This is a genomic window from Faecalibacterium prausnitzii (genome assembly GCF_003324185.1).
Taxonomy (GTDB): domain Bacteria; phylum Bacillota; class Clostridia; order Oscillospirales; family Ruminococcaceae; genus Faecalibacterium; species Faecalibacterium prausnitzii.
On the sequence record NZ_PXUP01000018.1, the window covers coordinates 20,217 to 35,616 of the forward strand.

The 15,400-nt window shown below is 53.1% G+C and carries 12 protein-coding genes; 7 read left to right on the forward strand and 5 right to left on the reverse strand.

The window, feature by feature from the left end; all coding sequences use genetic code 11:
• Positions 1 to 44 precede the first annotated feature (44 nt).
• The 3 genes from C7J97_RS11720 to C7J97_RS11730 form a co-directional block, all read right to left on the reverse strand.
• Positions 45 to 836 carry a response regulator transcription factor gene (locus C7J97_RS11720; RefSeq protein ID WP_113993022.1) on the reverse strand — a complete coding sequence of 264 codons (792 nt, stop codon included), beginning with the start codon at positions 834 to 836 and terminating at the stop codon, positions 45 to 47.
• A complete protein-coding gene (locus C7J97_RS11725; protein ID WP_113993023.1) occupies positions 833 to 2,320 on the reverse strand; it encodes a sensor histidine kinase in 1,488 nt (495 codons plus the stop codon). Before C7J97_RS11725 ends, C7J97_RS11720 begins: the two co-directional genes overlap by 4 nt.
• Before the next feature lie 137 nt (positions 2,321 to 2,457).
• Positions 2,458 to 3,123, reverse strand: coding sequence for a Crp/Fnr family transcriptional regulator (locus C7J97_RS11730; RefSeq protein WP_113993024.1), 666 nt, complete (start codon positions 3,121 to 3,123; stop codon positions 2,458 to 2,460).
• 99 nt (positions 3,124 to 3,222) lie between these two features.
• On the opposite strand from C7J97_RS11730, the gene C7J97_RS11735 reads away from it, so the two are divergent.
• The 6 genes from C7J97_RS11735 to C7J97_RS11760 all read left to right on the forward strand — a co-directional run bounded on the left by C7J97_RS11735 (position 3,223) and on the right by C7J97_RS11760 (position 10,322).
• Entirely contained in the window at positions 3,223 to 3,942 is a 720-nt protein-coding gene (locus C7J97_RS11735; RefSeq protein WP_113993025.1) for a 4Fe-4S binding protein, read from the forward strand.
• 388 nt (positions 3,943 to 4,330) lie between these two features.
• Entirely contained in the window at positions 4,331 to 7,570 is a 3,240-nt protein-coding gene (locus C7J97_RS11740; RefSeq protein WP_242983508.1) for a response regulator, read from the forward strand.
• A 186-nt stretch (positions 7,571 to 7,756) separates the two neighbouring features.
• Positions 7,757 to 8,386: a TetR/AcrR family transcriptional regulator gene (locus C7J97_RS11745; protein ID WP_113993027.1), complete on the forward strand. Its 630-nt coding sequence runs from the start codon at positions 7,757 to 7,759 to the stop codon at positions 8,384 to 8,386.
• A gap of 180 nt (positions 8,387 to 8,566) precedes the next feature.
• Positions 8,567 to 8,992, forward strand: coding sequence for an RNHCP domain-containing protein (locus C7J97_RS11750; RefSeq protein WP_044960087.1), 426 nt, complete (start codon positions 8,567 to 8,569; stop codon positions 8,990 to 8,992).
• A 20-nt stretch (positions 8,993 to 9,012) separates the two neighbouring features.
• A complete protein-coding gene (locus tag C7J97_RS11755; protein WP_005922465.1) occupies positions 9,013 to 9,759 on the forward strand; it encodes an N-acetyltransferase in 747 nt (248 codons plus the stop codon).
• A gap of 17 nt (positions 9,760 to 9,776) precedes the next feature.
• Positions 9,777 to 10,322 carry a GNAT family N-acetyltransferase gene (locus C7J97_RS11760; RefSeq protein ID WP_005922463.1) on the forward strand — a complete coding sequence of 182 codons (546 nt, stop codon included), beginning with the start codon at positions 9,777 to 9,779 and terminating at the stop codon, positions 10,320 to 10,322.
• A gap of 288 nt (positions 10,323 to 10,610) precedes the next feature.
• Here the strand turns inward: C7J97_RS11760 and C7J97_RS11765 are convergent, their stop codons facing one another.
• Complete coding sequence (locus tag C7J97_RS11765) at positions 10,611 to 11,411, reverse strand: SDR family oxidoreductase (protein WP_005922462.1); 801 nt, start codon at positions 11,409 to 11,411, stop codon at positions 10,611 to 10,613.
• A 375-nt stretch (positions 11,412 to 11,786) separates the two neighbouring features.
• Here C7J97_RS11765 and C7J97_RS11775 point away from each other — a divergent pair, with 375 nt between their 5' ends.
• The gene (locus tag C7J97_RS11775) at positions 11,787 to 14,921 is read left to right on the forward strand and encodes a PAS domain-containing hybrid sensor histidine kinase/response regulator (protein ID WP_242983509.1); all 3,135 of its coding nucleotides are present in this window, start codon (positions 11,787 to 11,789) and stop codon (positions 14,919 to 14,921) included.
• Positions 14,922 to 15,030: 109 nt separating this feature from the next.
• On the opposite strand, the gene C7J97_RS11780 is transcribed toward C7J97_RS11775, so the two are convergent.
• Positions 15,031 to 15,267 carry a DUF3873 family protein gene (locus C7J97_RS11780; RefSeq protein ID WP_005922458.1) on the reverse strand — a complete coding sequence of 79 codons (237 nt, stop codon included), beginning with the start codon at positions 15,265 to 15,267 and terminating at the stop codon, positions 15,031 to 15,033.
• Positions 15,268 to 15,400: the final 133 nt, after the last annotated feature.

Below are 15,400 nucleotides of genomic sequence, written 5' to 3' on the forward strand. Positions count from 1 at the left end.
CTGCTGACAGGCAGGAAAGAACGAGCGCTTCTTTTGAATCCGATTTATCCCTGTACCGCTTTTTCCGCTGCGGCCATGCGGTATTCCGAAGGGGTCTGGCCGGTCAGGCGCTTGAACACCCTTGTAAAATAGTTGGCGTCGCTGTAACCCACAGCAGCGCCGATATCCTTCAGGTTCAGGCGCGGGTCCAAAATCAGCTGGCGCGCCTTGTTCACCCGATATTCGTTCAGGTAGGCCGAAAAGTTCACCTTAAAGCACTGCTTGAACAGCTTGCAGAAGTAGGCGTCCGAGTAGCGCAGCGCAGCGGCGGCATCCTGCATGGAGATATCCTCCCCATAGTGAGCATCGATGAAGCGGCTGATCTCGGCACGGATGATGGCGGTGCGCATATCCTCGTCCTCTTCCCGGCGGAGGGGCTCTGCAGGCGCAGAGGGCTGTGCTGGGCGGGCAGGCAGCTGCACCGACACCTGCCGGATGGCATCTTCCACCGCGAATACCAGTTCCTGCTCGTTGTAGGGCTTGAGCAGATAGTCCAGCGCCCGCACAGAGATCGCCTGCCGTGCGTAGTCGAACTTATCAAAGCCGGTCAGGAACAGGATGGCGCAATTTTTGTCTGTTTCGCGGATCTTACGCGCCACCTCCAGCCCGGTAAGACCCGGCATTTCAATGTCCAGCACAGCCACCTGCGGCGCTTCGCGGGCAAAAATTTCCAGAGCCTCTCTGCCGTTTTTTGCCTCATATAGGCAGATCAGATCTCCCAGATACTTCTGCAAGGTCCTGCACAGCACTTTGCGCTCGATCAATTCATCCTCTGCCACCAGCAATTTGCACTTCACGAGAGCGTCTCCTCCTTTTCTTCCGGTTGCTGCGTTTGCGGCAGTTCAAACCGCACCACAGTGCCATGACCTGCGCGGCTGTACACCTGCATTTTACCGCCCGGATACAGCATCCCGATGCGGCGGGAAATGTTGCCAAGGCCGATGTTACGGCCGGTCTGCTCGCTCTGGGCAATTTTGGTTTGCACGGCGTCCAACTCCTCTGGGGTCATCCCCTTGCCGTTGTCCGCGACCGTGAGCACCAGCACCTTGCCCTGCATCCATGCCCGCAGCAGGATGCGTCCGCCTTCCTCGCGGGACTTGAGCCCGTGCGAGTAAGCGTTTTCCACCACCGGCTGCAGCATAAAGGACGGCACCAAAACCGCCGCAGGCTGCACCTGAATGTTTTTTTCAACGGTAATGCGTCCGTCGAACCGCATCTGCTGCAGATAAATGTAGTCCTCCAGTCCGTCCAGCTCCTCCTCCAGCGTGATCTGCTGACGCTTGGTACGCAGGTTGTGCCGGAACAAACTGCCCAGATGCACGATCATCTGGTCGGTGGTGGAAGCATCCTCCAGCCGCGCCATACAGGAGATCATGTTCAGGGTGTTGAACAGAAAATGCGGATTCACCTGACTTTTGAGTACCTCCAGCCGGGTGTGTTCCAGATCCTTTTCCAGTGCAAGGTTCCGCACCTCTTCCCGGTGCAAGGCCTGCTGGGTGGTCAGCTGCTGCGCCATGGCGTGCTTCATCTGGTTGAAGGTGGCTGTCAGCCGCCCCACCTCGTCGCTGCTTTTCACCGGAAGATCCGGGCTGGAAAAATCTCCCTCGGCAATGCTGTGAGAAGCCTGCGCCAGCCGCAGCAGCGGACGCACCACCGCACGGCTCAGCACCCGGATGAGCAGCAGCATCAGCACGGCCGCCGTCAGGAACAGCCCCAGATACAGCCACGGTAGATGCCGGAGGCGGGTTGCCGTGCTGCTGTAAAGGGTGTTTTCCTGTTCCAGCGTGGCCTGTGTCAGACGCAGCGCATACGCGGCAAGGTAGTCTTGCAAAGCCATCACATGGTACATCTGTTCAATATAGGTATCTGCCGAGGGCGAAAGCTGCAAAAAGGCATCCCGCTCCTGCCGGTAGCCCGCGTACCCCTGTAAAAGGTTCCATGTACGGGCATAGCGCTCTTCACCGATGCGGGCGTAATCGAAGGGCAGGGCCGCAAGGCTCTGCTCGGCGGCAGCGCAGGCGGCGGTATAGGCCTGCTCCGTTTCAGAAGTAGGCTGGCGCACATAGCGTGCAAAGGCCTGTGCTTCGTCCTTGAGGGCGTTTTGCACCGTGTAGCAGAGGGCGTTGTCGGCCAGCAGCGTATCAAAGGAGCGCACCGTCCATTGACCTGCCATGGTAGCGATGCCGGTGGAAAGCATGGTGACCAGCAAAATCGCGGCAAGCCATGCCGTGACCCTGCTGCGCAGGGAGATGCCGCCCTGTGCGGTTTTGTTCCGTGCCATACGCTTTCCCTCCTGCCCTTGCAGCACCCGGTCTTTTTTATAAGATAAGTATAATAATCTCCCGGGAAAAGTGCAACTGCAAAAAAAGCACCGGTTTCCGCAAAGAAGCCGGTGCTTGCAGGCAATGTGCCAAGCGGTCAACGGGTCAACAGCTCAAAGTGATTCCGCTTGGTGACCAGCAGCCCTTCTTTTTGCAGCTTGGAAAGCTCCACCGACATGGCGGCACGCTCCACGCAGAGAAAATCCGCCAGCTGCTGACGGTCAAAGGGAATATCAAAGGAAAGGGAGGACTGCCGGATGGATTCGGCGGACAGGTAGGACAGCAGCTTTTCCCGGGTGGTTCGCTTGCTGACATGGGTGATCTTATCGTTAAAAAGCAGTATTTTGTTTGCCAGAACGCTGACCAGATTGCGGATGAGTTTCTGGTGATGGTCGCAGGCGGTGGGGCAGGCGGTGAGCAACCGCTTGACGTTCAGCAGCAGGATCTCGCAATCCTCCTCTGCCACCACGCTGATGTTCAGGATGGCACCGGGGGTGGCGGCGTAAGGCTCCCCGAAAAAGTCTCCGGTATTGCACTTGGACAGGATATTGCGGTGTCCCCAAAGATCCTCCTGTATCACAAGGGTGGAGCCGGACAACATGAGCCCCATGACCTCCGTGGAATCTCCGGCACGGAAAATGTAGGAGCCCCGGGGCCGGGTGATTTTCGCTGCACTGACACAGTGCAGGATGGACAAAATCTCATCATCGGTAAGCCCGGTAAAGAAGGGGCAGCTCCGCAGAACAGGCAGATATTTTTGCATAAATGCTCTCCTTGTTGGAATTCAAACATACAAGATGGCTTTAGTATACTATAATAAACCTGCAAATGCAAAAAACACCCACAACAGGAGAGTATAGATATGATTCGGAAGATCATCCATATTGACGAAGAAAAATGCAACGGCTGCGGCTTGTGCGCAACCGCCTGCCACGAGGGAGCCATTGATATCATCAACGGCAAAGCAAAGCTGGTGCGGGAAAATTTCTGCGATGGCTTTGGCGACTGCCTGCCGGGCTGCCCCACCGGAGCTATCACTTTTGAGGAGCGGGAAGCCCCTGCCTACGACGAGGCAGCGGTGCAGGAGAACAAAAAGAAAAAGGAATTGCAGGAGAAGATGAAGCACCTCCACGAGGGCGGCTGCCCCGGCTCCCGGATGCGGATGCTGGAACAGCCGGAGGCTGCCGAAAGTGCAGTTGCCGCCCCTGTGCAGCCGGTCTCCCGCCTGCGCAACTGGCCGGTTCAGATCAAGCTGGCACCCATCCATGCGCCTTACTTTGAGGGTGCAAAGCTCCTGATTGCAGCGGACTGCACGGCCTATGCCTACGCCAATTTCCATCAGGAGTTTATGCGCGGCAAGGTGACCTTTATCGGCTGCCCGAAGCTGGATGCTGTGGATTACAGCGAAAAGCTGACCGAGATCCTGCGCAGCAACGATATCCAGAGCGTGACCATCCTCCGCATGGAGGTGCCCTGCTGCGGCGGCTTGGAGATGGCGGCGAAAAAGGCGCTTCAGACCAGCGGAAAGTTCATTCCGTGGCAGGTGGCCACCATCTCCATTGACGGAAAAATTCTGGATTAAAAGCACAGGACAGACCTATACCGCCTTTTAATGCTTCACGCATTTCTTGCCTTGCGGTAAAATACCATAGATTCCATAAGCGGGCGACCTGAAAAAGGCTGCTCGCTTTTTTATCGTCATCGCAGTATTTTTGCGGGAACGGCTTTTTGCCGGTAAGGGATAAAAGCGTTCCATAGAAAATAGGTGCTCTTTACAAGAAAAAATCTTGAAACGCTTCTGTTATAATGTTACAATTATGCTACATAATAGGATAGATATTCAAAAAAGCTGCTGACAGCAGAACGAGAATGATATTGCAAGCACCTTCCTGAAATCGGTGAAGTGAAAATAAAGCCGGAATGAGACCGTCTGGGGTGGAGAAAGATTGGATAAAATGAAAAACTCTGGAATGAGCGAAACCATGCAGACCTTGACACGGAAAAGCGCCTGTGTGATGCTGAGCCTACTGTTGCTACTGTCAGCCGTGCTCCCTGTGAAAGCTGCCGCGGAAACCGCCTCTGCAAAGGTTGTTCGTGTCGGCTCGTTTGAGGACACCTTCAACTATGTCAACGAGAAGGGCGCAAGAAAGGGCTACGGCTACGAATTGCTGGAGACCTTGTCCGGCTATACAGGCTGGCAGTTCGAGTATGTGACCTGCGACTGGTCAGACTGCTTCGAAAAGCTCAAAAACGGCGAGATCGACATTATTGGCGGTATCTCTTATACGGAGGACCGCACCCAGGAGATGCTGTTTTCAGACGAGCCGATGGGAGTGGAAAAATATTACCTCTACGCCGATCTCTCGCGCGCAGACATCTCCGCCTCCGACTTCAAGACGCTGAACGGCAAAAAGATCGGCGTTCTGATGGGAACAGAGCCGGAAGTGATGCTGGCCGAGTGGGAAGAAAAATACGGCCTGAAAACGGAACACGTCAACATCTCCAACAACGAGGATGTGAAGCAAAAGCTGGCAAACCACGAGATCGACTGCTTTGTTTCGCTGGAAGAATCCTTCTGGGCAGAGCGTGGCATCTCGACCATAACCCGTGTGGGAGAATCCGGCATCTACTATGCGATCAACAAAAACCGGCCTGATATCAAGGAAGAACTTGACGATGCGATGCGCGCGTTGGACGAAGCTGTGCCTTTTTATACGGCGGATCTGTACAAAAGATATTTCTCAATGGATTATACGCCCATCCTTACAGGGGAGGAAAAGGCGTGGCTCAGAAAGCACGGTGCGATCAGGATGGGCTTTCTGGCGAGCGACAGCGGCGTCAGCACCTTTGACCCTGCCACCGGGGAGTTTACCGGGGTAATCACGGACTATATTCAGTTTGCAGCAGATTGTCTGGGCAATCAGGAACTGGAATTCCAGCTGGTCGGCTATGACAGCAAGGAAGCAGAACTGGATGCGCTGAAATCGGGCGAGATCGACATGATCTTCCATTGCGACCAGAACCCCAATCTGGCGGAAGAGTATCACTTTGCCTGTACCAACACAACGTGGACCTCCAACCTGATGGCGGTCACGAACAAACAGCACTTTAACGAAAACAATGTAAACCGCATTGCCGTTCCCCAAAACAAACTCTCCCTGAAAAAGTACCTTGCGTTTTATTACCCGCAGTGGGAGATCGTGGACTGCGATACACAGGAGGATGCGGCAAGGCTGGTCAAAGACGGACAGGCAGATTGCTTTGTTACCGGGATCAGCAGTGAGAATAAATACAGCAAGAAATACAGCTTTTACAGCGTTCCGCTGGTAAACCCTGTAAGATCCTGCTTTGCGGTCAATAGCGGAAACCGCAGCCTGTTGTCCATCCTGAACAAAACGATCAAGGCAATGCCTGTTAATATGCTTGCCGGCGCGCTTGCGATGTATAAGAGCTCCGCGCGGAAGGTTACCCTGAGCGATTTTATAAAGGATAACTTCTTTAAAGTTATGTTGATCAGCAGCATTGCTGTTGCAGTTGTTCTGCTCACGATTTTGATGCTGCTCCAGAAGGCGCGTAAAGCCGAAGCTGCTGCAAGGAAAGCCGCAAGCGATACGCAGGAACTGAATGCAAAATTGCAGGTCGCCGTGGAAAAAGCAGAGAGCGCGAACCGCGCCAAGAGCACCTTCCTTTCCAATATGTCCCACGATATCCGCACCCCCATGAACGCCATCATCGGCTTTACCACGCTGGCGCTCAGCAATATTGACGATACAGACCGGGTGAAGGATTATCTTGGCAAGACCCTTGCATCCAGCAACCATCTGCTCTCCCTCATCAACGATGTGCTGGATATGAGCCGCATTGAAAGCGGAAAGATCCATCTGGAAGAGGTGGAAGTTAACCTTTCGGATGTGCTGCACGATTTGAAAACTATCGTCAGCGGGCAAATTTTTGCAAAGCAGCTGGAGCTTTACATGGACGTCATGGACGTGACCGACGAGGACGTCTACTGCGACAAGACCCGGCTGAATCAGATTTTGCTGAACCTGCTGTCTAACGCCATCAAGTTTACCCCGGCGGGCGGCACGGTCTCGGTGCGGGTGCGGCAGCTTGCCGGTAAAGTGCGCGGCTGCGGACAGTATGAGTTCCGCATCAAGGATAACGGCATCGGCATGAGCCAGGAGTTTGCCCAAAAGATATTTGAACCCTTCGAGCGGGAGCGCACCTCCACGGTAAGCCGCATCCAAGGCACCGGCCTTGGCATGGCCATTACCAAAAACATCGTGGATATGATGGGCGGCACCATCGAGGTGCAGACAGCGCAGGGCAAGGGCACCGAGTTTACCGTCTGCGTGCCCATGCGCGCACAGACCGAGCAGCGCCCGGTGGAAAAGATCACCGAGCTGGAGGGCCTGAAGGCACTGGTGGTGGATGACGACTTCAACACCTGCGACAGCGTGACAAAGATGCTGGTCAAGGTGGGCATGCGCGCCGAGTGGACCCTTTCCGGCAAGGAAGCGGTGCTGCGTGCGCGGCAGTCTATCGAGATGAGCGATGTCTACCACGCCTATATCATCGACTGGCGTCTGCCGGATATGAACGGCATCGAGGTCACCCGCCAGATCCGCAGCCTGCACGATGATACGCCTATTATCATCCTGACCGCCTACGACTGGTCGGATATTGAAGTAGAAGCAAAAGCAGCCGGCGTGACCGCCTTCTGCTCCAAGCCCATGTTCATGTCCGACCTGCGCGAGACCCTGATGAGCTCCCTTGGCCAGAAGCCGGCGGATGCAGTGCAGAGGCTTTTGCCGGAAAAGAACGCCGACTTCAAGGGCAAGCACATCCTGCTGGTGGAGGACAACGAACTGAACCGCGAGATCGCGCAGGAAATTCTGCGGGAGTACGGCTTCCTTGTCGATACGGCGGAAAACGGCGCAGTAGCGGTGGAAAAGGTGAGCACTGCCGCGCCGGGCAGCTATGATCTGGTACTGATGGATGTGCAGATGCCGATCATGGACGGCTATACCGCCACCCGGAAAATCCGCGCACTGGACGACCCTGCGCGGGCAAAGCTGCCGATCCTTGCCATGACCGCCAACGCCTTTGACGAGGACCGCCGCAACGCCTTGGAAAGCGGCATGAACGGCTTTTTGTCCAAGCCCATCGTGATCGACGACCTTGTGCAGGAACTGCACAAAATTTTGTAAATGAAACGCAGGTCAGGTGAATAAAAAAGAATGCACCCGCAGCATTTGCGCCCGGAGGCCAAAACCTCTGAAAAGCCTGCTGCGGGTGCTTTTTTGTTTCCATTGTCTTTAAAAAACGCTTGACAACGGAAACATTTTTGATTATAGTGGAGCTAACAAACATTAGTTAGTGAAGGGCGAAGAAAAATGGAAGATACCAAGCAGCGCATTCTGGAAAAGTCTCTGGAACTGTTTTCCACCAAAGGATACGATGCCGTCAGTGTGGGCGAGATTGCAAAGGCGGTCGGCATCAAGGCGCCCTCGCTGTACAACCATTTCCCCAGCAAGCAGGCGATTTTTGATGCGATTTTGGAGACAACTTCGGCGCACTACCAGAAAGACACCGCTGAGATTGCGGTCCATGTACAGGATTCTCAAAAAGACATCCCGGTTTTCTCTCACATCTCGGAGGAGCTGCTGGTTGAAAAAGTCCGACAGATTTTCCTCTATTCGCTGCACGATAAAACCATCAGCCAGTTCCGCCGGATGATGACGCTGGAGCAGTTCCGTTCCCCCAAATTTGCCGAACTGCTTTCCAAACGCTATGTAGATTGGATGATCTCCTACCATGCAGGCATCTTCCGTGCGCTGGTTGCAAACGGCGAACTGCGAAACGAAGACCCTGATACGCTGGCGTGGATGTATGTTTCACCTATCATCGTCCTGCTCAGTGTCTGCGACCGCCAGCCGGAACGGGAAGCCGAAAGCCTTGAAAAGCTGGACGCCCATGTAAAGCTGTTCTTCCGCACCTTTAACATCGAGGAGGGTGAAAAATAAAGGAATTTTTGAATTTTATATTGAAGTAGAAAAACACCATAAATGCTAAAATCAAAGGAGAACTTTTTGAAACATACAACATTTGCACTGGAGCTTGTTGGCTGACCGGGAGGTCTGGCAAATACCACAAGCCACGCCTCCCGAAGACGAACAGACACAATTCTTCAGGAGGATATTACCATGAATCGTGAAAATAAACGCAAGACCTTTGAAAAAGGTTACTATAAGACCCACGCCTGCAACGACACCTTTACCTGCAAAGTCTGCGGACGGGTCTGCACCCCGCAAAATGCCGGCAGCGACCACCGCAACTATTGCCCCAACTGCCTGTCCAGCCTTCATGTGGACGAAGAACCCGGTGACCGCGCTTCCGACTGCGGCGGCATCATGGAGCCGGTAGCCGTCTGGGTACGCAAGGGCGGCGAGTGGGCCATCATCCACCGCTGCAAACGCTGCGGAAAGCTCAGTTCCAACCGGGTGGCGGCAGACGACAACCCCATGAAGCTCATGAGCATTGCCATGAAGCCGCTGTGCTCTCCGCCGTTCCCGCTGGACTATATTGAGGAAATGACCGCCCTGATGGGCGGTGATGGACGGATGCGGTAAGCCGCAGGAGGAACTACAAGATGGAGTATATCCGAATCACAAAAGAAAACATCGACAAGGAACACATCTGTTGTGCCATGTCCGGTCAACAGAGCCTTGCCAAGAAGGAATGGCTCAAGCAGCGCTTTGAGGAGGGGCTTGTTTTTTACCGCAGTGCGGAGCGCGGCAAATGCTTTATCGAGTACATCCCGGCGGAAAACGCATGGGTGCCCATTGATGCCGATGGCTATCTGTACATCAACTGCCTGTGGGTCTCCGGCTCCTTGAAAGGGCACGGCTATTCCAGCGAACTGCTGGAGGAATGCCTTCGGGATGCCAAGGCGCAGGGCAAAAACGGCGTTTGCATCCTGTGTGCAGAGGGGCGCAAACGGGAGTTTCTCGCTGACCCAAAGTTTTTGACCCATAAGGGCTTCAAGGTTTCGGACACCTCCGATTGCGGCATCAACCTCATGTACCTGCCCCTTGCAGAGAGTGCCCAGCCGCCAAAATTCAAGGCCTGTGCCAAGCATCCCAAGGTGGAGGAAAACGGCTTTGTCCTCTACTATACCGACCAGTGCCCCTACACCTATTATTGGGTGCCAAAGGTGCAGGAGGCTGCAAAGGAACATGGAATCCCGTTCAAAGCCATCCACGTCACAGAGAAAGAGACGGCACAGAATGTGCCCGCACCGGTCACAACATACGCATTGTTCCGGGATGGGAAATTCGTGACACAGGGCATCCAGTCGGACAAGAAATTTTTGAAATTAGCAGGCGCAGCGGATTGAGAGATTCAGGAGGAAAAATGCAATACGATCAAACGGTTATCACACCAAAAGGACTGGCAGTCCACATCCGAAACGGTGTGGCATCCGATGGAAGCGCTGTGCTTGAAAACTTTGATTTGACACACGCAGAAACAGATTATTTGCTGAGTTATCCCGATGAAAATCACTTTGATGCGGAACAGGAAAGCCGCTACTTGGAGAAAAAAGCAACCAGTCCGAATGAGATCGAACTGATCGCCTTTGTGGACGGTAAAGTGGCAGGAACTGCTGGAATTGATGCAATCGGAGCGCAGTATAAAGTGGCGCATCGTGCCGAATTTGGCGTCAGCATCCTAAAAGAGTATTGGGGTCTGGGGATCGGGCGAGCCTTGATGGAAGCCTGTATCCATTGCGCTAAAACCGCCGGATACGCTCAGTTGGAGCTGGATGTAGTGGCGGAGAACGCAAGAGCAATCTCCATGTACCAGACGGCAGGATTTGTGGAATATGGCAGAAACCCAAAAGGTTTTCGCTCTCGGAACGCTGGATTTCAAGAACTGATCTCCATGCGGCTGGAATTGTAAAGCTTATCGACTGAAAACAGCCCTCCTGACCATGACGGCCGGGAGGGCTGTTTTTGGTAGGGAGGTTGACCAGTATGAGGACAATACCCGGACTACCGCAAGGCACGCAACGAGATGCAGGAACTGGTTCGGGCACAGAAAAATGTAGAACGTTTTTTTGCAGAGGAAAAGAACACCACCGAGAAAACACAGACACGTTAAAAAAAGTCGCCGAGGAGCTTCCCTGTTGGGAGGCATCCTCGGCGGATTTTTTAGTTTATATAGCAGCTTTGCGGAGCAATGCGCCTGTTACCCGTATATTTTCCCCACGATCTTTCCTCGTGCTGCGGCGGGCAGAAGCTTGCACAGCAGGCTCAGGAACTTATACTGTGCACCGGCAACATAAACGACCGCCGGCTTCTTTTTCTCCACAATACCGGCGATGTACCGTCCAATGCGTGCCGGGTCCATGCCGTTTTGCTCGTCGTGCTCCATCTGACTGACGCTCCGGGAGATACGTCCACCGTATTCGTCATCGCCGAGAATGCTTTTCTGACGTGCTTTTGTAAAACCGGTGCAGATGTCACCCAACTCTACAACAGTAACATGGATGCCGTAGGGCTTGACTTCATTTGCCAGAGCGTAAGAGTAAGAAGAAACGGCAGCTTTGCTTGCGGAGTAGAAGGTCTGGAACGGAATGTGTGCTACGGCGGCAACGGAGCTGATGTTCACAATATGCCCCTTCCCTTGATGGCGCAGGAAGGGGAGAACCGTTTTATTTACAGTGACCGTTCCGAAGAAGTTCACATCAAACTGTGCTTTGGCTTGTTCCATGGACGTAAACTCCACCGCACCGGAAATGCCAAAACCTGCACAGTTGATCACCGCGTCAATTTTAGTTTCTTTTTGGATGACCTGCTGCACAGCGGCGGTGACAGCGTCTTCATCGGTCACATCGACGGACAGATGGGTGACGCCCTCCATAGGGATATTTCTGCGGCTGAACTCATAGACGATGCAGCCGTTCTCCTTCAGAGCGGATGCCGTGCACCGCCCGATGCCGGAGCTTCCTCCGGTAACGATGACCACCTTGTTGTTTTCTCCCACCATGATTTTCCTCCTGAAAATGTTGATCTGGTTCGAGTATACCGCATCGCAAGGCGGCTGTCTATACGGATAGCTAGATCGTGGAAAAGTACAGGAATCAACTTGCGTAAATTTTCACGCAGATTGGCCTCTCTTTTTTACACAACCAATGCCAATTAGCGCTTGAAAACGAAACGCTGCGCAAGTATACTATACTAGTTATACTGTACAAGCTTGATCACAAATCAGTATGCCAGTTGACCATAAAAGGCATACCAGAATTGAAGCGTGCGGCGGGGTCAAAACCCTACGAGGATGAAAATGAAATTCGATAGAAGACTTACAGATGAAATCTACACTTCCGATACGGTAAGGCTGGGAAAAAATGCATTTCAGGCCATGCAGGAGACGATCTATCATAATGGCGGTGTCGGAACCATTACCGGGTACTATGATGCCGAATTGTCGATCCTGTCGGTCAGTGATCTGTTGCTGCATAATCTGAACCACAGCTATGCATCCCTGATGGAACAGACAAAGGGTTCGCTGAAGAATCTTTTCTATAAGAAAGATGCCGCATTCCTCGACAATGCACGCTTTCGTCAGCTCCAAGGCGAAGGGGAAGGCCGGATCCTCACGGCAGATGGGGCTCCCGTCTATGTGCGTCTCTACAAAAAAGATGCAGTCGATACGGATGGAACACCGATCTGGATCATGTCAGTACAGATGAACTGGGCGTATGAGAACCTTGCGCTGGTTAATGAATCCATCCATTCTGCACTATGGTATTTTGAGTGTAATGAAAACGGTGAGATCGTTCATGTGAACTGGAGCCATGCGTTCCGGCAGATCCTTGGATATCATGACATTCTGGATTTTCCGAACAAACTGGATTCGTGGTCGAACCTTCTGCACCCGGAGGACTATGACCGGGTAATGCAGCTGCTTTTGGAAGCGATTGCGGACAAAACCAATGCTACGAAGTATAATGTTGAGTACCGACTGAAAATGCAGGATGGCCAATACCACTGGTTCCGGGCATCGGCGGAGGTGATACGCCGTCTGGATGGCTCGGCCAATCGAATTGCCGGAATCATCAGCAACATTGACGCGGAAAAAAGAAGCCGGATGCAGGCGCAGCGGGCAGCGGCATTTCACCGTGCATTTACCAGCGCAAACCTCTGCGAATACTATGTAAATCTGGAAAAGAACACCTTTGACACTTTCAAAGTGGAGCCCTCTTTGATGACGGCCTTTGAGCAGAACCACACATGGGATGGACTGGTCAGATTCCTTGTAGACAACTATGTGGTTGAAGAGGACAAAAAGTCTGTAACGGATTTCTATAATCGCGCCTACATCACGGAAAAATTAAAGGGACTTGAGACGGAACTGCGTCAGGAGTGCCGCATCGTTCTGAATGGGGAGGAACGATGGGTCAGCAACGTGGTCATGCGCGGTGAGATCGAAGATTCCGAATATGCGATGATTTTTCTGCGGGACATCACAGAGTCCAAAGCAGAGACGGCACGGCGGATGCAGATGGCCTCAGATAACGCATCGATGGATCTTTTGATCAAGAGTATGGTGCGTCTGCTGGACCGCTTTGTCGTCTGCGATCTGGAGAATGACCGGTATCGGTTCTATAATCTGCAAGGTGAAATGATATACGCGCCGACGGGAACCTACCATGATTTTGTGGAGCAGGTGGTTGCAAAGTATAAGACACTGGAACCGCCGGACGCATTGGCTGCTTTGATTTCGCCGGAAAATATCCGCAAGAATCTGCAGGGCGAGAACGACATCTACAAATTTGAATACTGCTCCATAGATGAGAACACCTATAAGATCGCTTCCTTCATTCCGCTGGAGTGGGATGGCACAAAGCTGGTCAAAGCACTGTTGGCATCTATGGATGTGTCACAGGAGAAAAAGGCCGAGATCGAATCCCATAAGGCACTGAAGGATGCGTACCGGGCGGCGGAAAACGCAAGCCGCGCCAAGACGGAATTTCTCTCCAATATGTCCCATGATATCCGTACACCGATGAATGCAATCGTTGGATTGACCGCCATTGCGGGTGCGAATATCGAGAGTCAGGACAGGGTGGTCGAGTGCCTTGGCAAGATCACAAAGTCGAGTCGTCATCTGTTGGGACTGATCAATGAAGTGCTGGATATGGCCAGAATCGAGAGCGGGCGAATGAGCCTTGCCGAGGAGGATTTCAGCCTGCCGGAGCTGGTCGATAACCTGCTCACCCTCACAAAACCGGCAATCGACGAGCACAAGCATCAGCTCGAAGTCCATGTTGAGCACATCGAGCACGAAGCTGTCTGCGGCGACAGCCTGCGCATCCAGCAGGTCTTTGTGAACCTGATGAGCAACGCCGTCAAGTACACCCCGGATGGCGGAAACATCACCCTTACGATCAAGGAAAAACCGAACGGCTTCTCGGAGCTTGGCTGCTACGAGTTTTCCATCGAGGACAACGGCATCGGTATGACGCCGGAATTCCAGAAGATCATGTTCGAGCCGTTCAGCCGGGCAGACGATCACCGGACGACCAAGGTGCAGGGCACCGGTCTTGGCATGGCCATTGCAAGAAACATTGTCAACCTGATGAATGGTGACATTCAGGTCGAAAGCGCTCCCAACAAGGGAACGAAGATCACGGTCACGGTCTATCTGAAGCTTCAGGAGAACGAGAAGGAACAGGAAAAAGAACTGCTCGATCTGCCGGTACTGGTCGTGGACGATGACAAGACCTGCTGCGAAAGCACCGTTGCAACCCTTCAGGAAATCGGCATAGCGGGCGAATGGGTCCTGACCGGCAAGGAAGCCGTGGAACGCTGCGCGGCGCGGCACAAGACCGGCCGCGACTATTTTGCGGTGATTCTGGACTGGAAGATGCCGGAGATGGACGGCATCGCAACGGCCAGAAGGATTCGGGAATGCGTTGGGGAGGACGTCACGATCATCATCCTGACTTCCTTTGATTTCAGCGAGATCGAAGAAGAAGCCAGAGCAGTGGGCGTGAATGCGTTTATGGCAAAACCGCTGTTCCGTTCTCGTCTGACGGCAACTCTGCGGCAGTTTACATCCGGGAAGAAGGAGAAAAACGCCCGGAACTATCTGGAAGATTTTGCGAAGGAAAACTATGCGGGCAAGCGGATCCTTCTTGTGGAAGACAATGCGCTGAACCGTGAGATCGCAACCGAAATCATAGGCATGACGGGCGTGACCATCGACAGCGCCGAAAACGGAAAAATTGCAGTCGAAAAGGTGATGGAAGCACCGGAAAAGTGGTACGATCTCATTTTTATGGACATCCAGATGCCCATCATGAATGGTTACGAAGCCACTGCTGCGATTCGTGCGCTTGCCGGCAGCCGGGGCAAAGTGCCCATCATTGCCATGACGGCAAATGCCTTTGCCGAGGACGTGCAACTGGCAAAGAACACCGGCATGAACGAGCATATCGCAAAACCGCTTGATTTGAATAAGCTGAACGATGTGCTGAAACAGTGGCTGTGATCTGTGCATTGCCGTAAGGCGCGTGATACTGTTGACCGGGCAATCAAAAAGCATGAAATGAAGAACGCCGAGGAATCCCTTCCCATATGGGAGGAACCCTCGGCGTTCTTTAGTTTATATAGCAGCGGTCCTGTTTTATAAGCCAATCTTCACACAGCCGCTGGGCTTCATCCTTTGTGCAGCAGGTGCAGTTGAAAAGTTTGCCACGGATAGAGCAGTAAGTGTAGTGTACTCTCGGGACTCCATTGGCATCTCGAAAATCAACGCAGCGTTCCTCACCGGGCAGCAGATAGATCGTATCCACGTTCAGCAGCTCCTTTTCACTATGTTCGTGTGCAAACCGCACAACACGCAACGTCTGCTATTGTACCATGAACCATCAAATTCTTCTATTGACCCTTGCGCCAAAAAGGTACAGGCTTTTTCGTAGGATGTGACGATTGACATCCTCAAAAGCATCCCGCAGGGAGGCGCAGCCT

Excerpts from the sequence above, each read along its gene's own strand:
- C7J97_RS11730 (WP_113993024.1), bottom strand. The coding sequence starts at position 3,123 with ATGCAAAAATATCTGCCTGTTCTGCGGAGCTGCCCCTTCTTTACCGGG.
- C7J97_RS11745 (WP_113993027.1), top strand. The coding sequence starts at position 7,757 with ATGGAAGATACCAAGCAGCGCATTCTGGAAAAGTCTCTGGAACTGTTT.
- C7J97_RS11750 (WP_044960087.1), top strand. The coding sequence starts at position 8,567 with ATGAATCGTGAAAATAAACGCAAGACCTTTGAAAAAGGTTACTATAAG.
- C7J97_RS11775 (WP_242983509.1), top strand. The coding sequence starts at position 11,787 with ATGCAGGAGACGATCTATCATAATGGCGGTGTCGGAACCATTACCGGG.
- C7J97_RS11755 (WP_005922465.1), top strand. The coding sequence starts at position 9,013 with ATGGAGTATATCCGAATCACAAAAGAAAACATCGACAAGGAACACATC.
- C7J97_RS11740 (WP_242983508.1), top strand. The coding sequence starts at position 4,331 with ATGAGCGAAACCATGCAGACCTTGACACGGAAAAGCGCCTGTGTGATG.
- C7J97_RS11725 (WP_113993023.1), bottom strand. The coding sequence starts at position 2,320 with ATGGCACGGAACAAAACCGCACAGGGCGGCATCTCCCTGCGCAGCAGG.
- C7J97_RS11760 (WP_005922463.1), top strand. The coding sequence starts at position 9,777 with ATGCAATACGATCAAACGGTTATCACACCAAAAGGACTGGCAGTCCAC.
- C7J97_RS11765 (WP_005922462.1), bottom strand. The coding sequence starts at position 11,411 with ATGGTGGGAGAAAACAACAAGGTGGTCATCGTTACCGGAGGAAGCTCC.
- C7J97_RS11735 (WP_113993025.1), top strand. The coding sequence starts at position 3,223 with ATGATTCGGAAGATCATCCATATTGACGAAGAAAAATGCAACGGCTGC.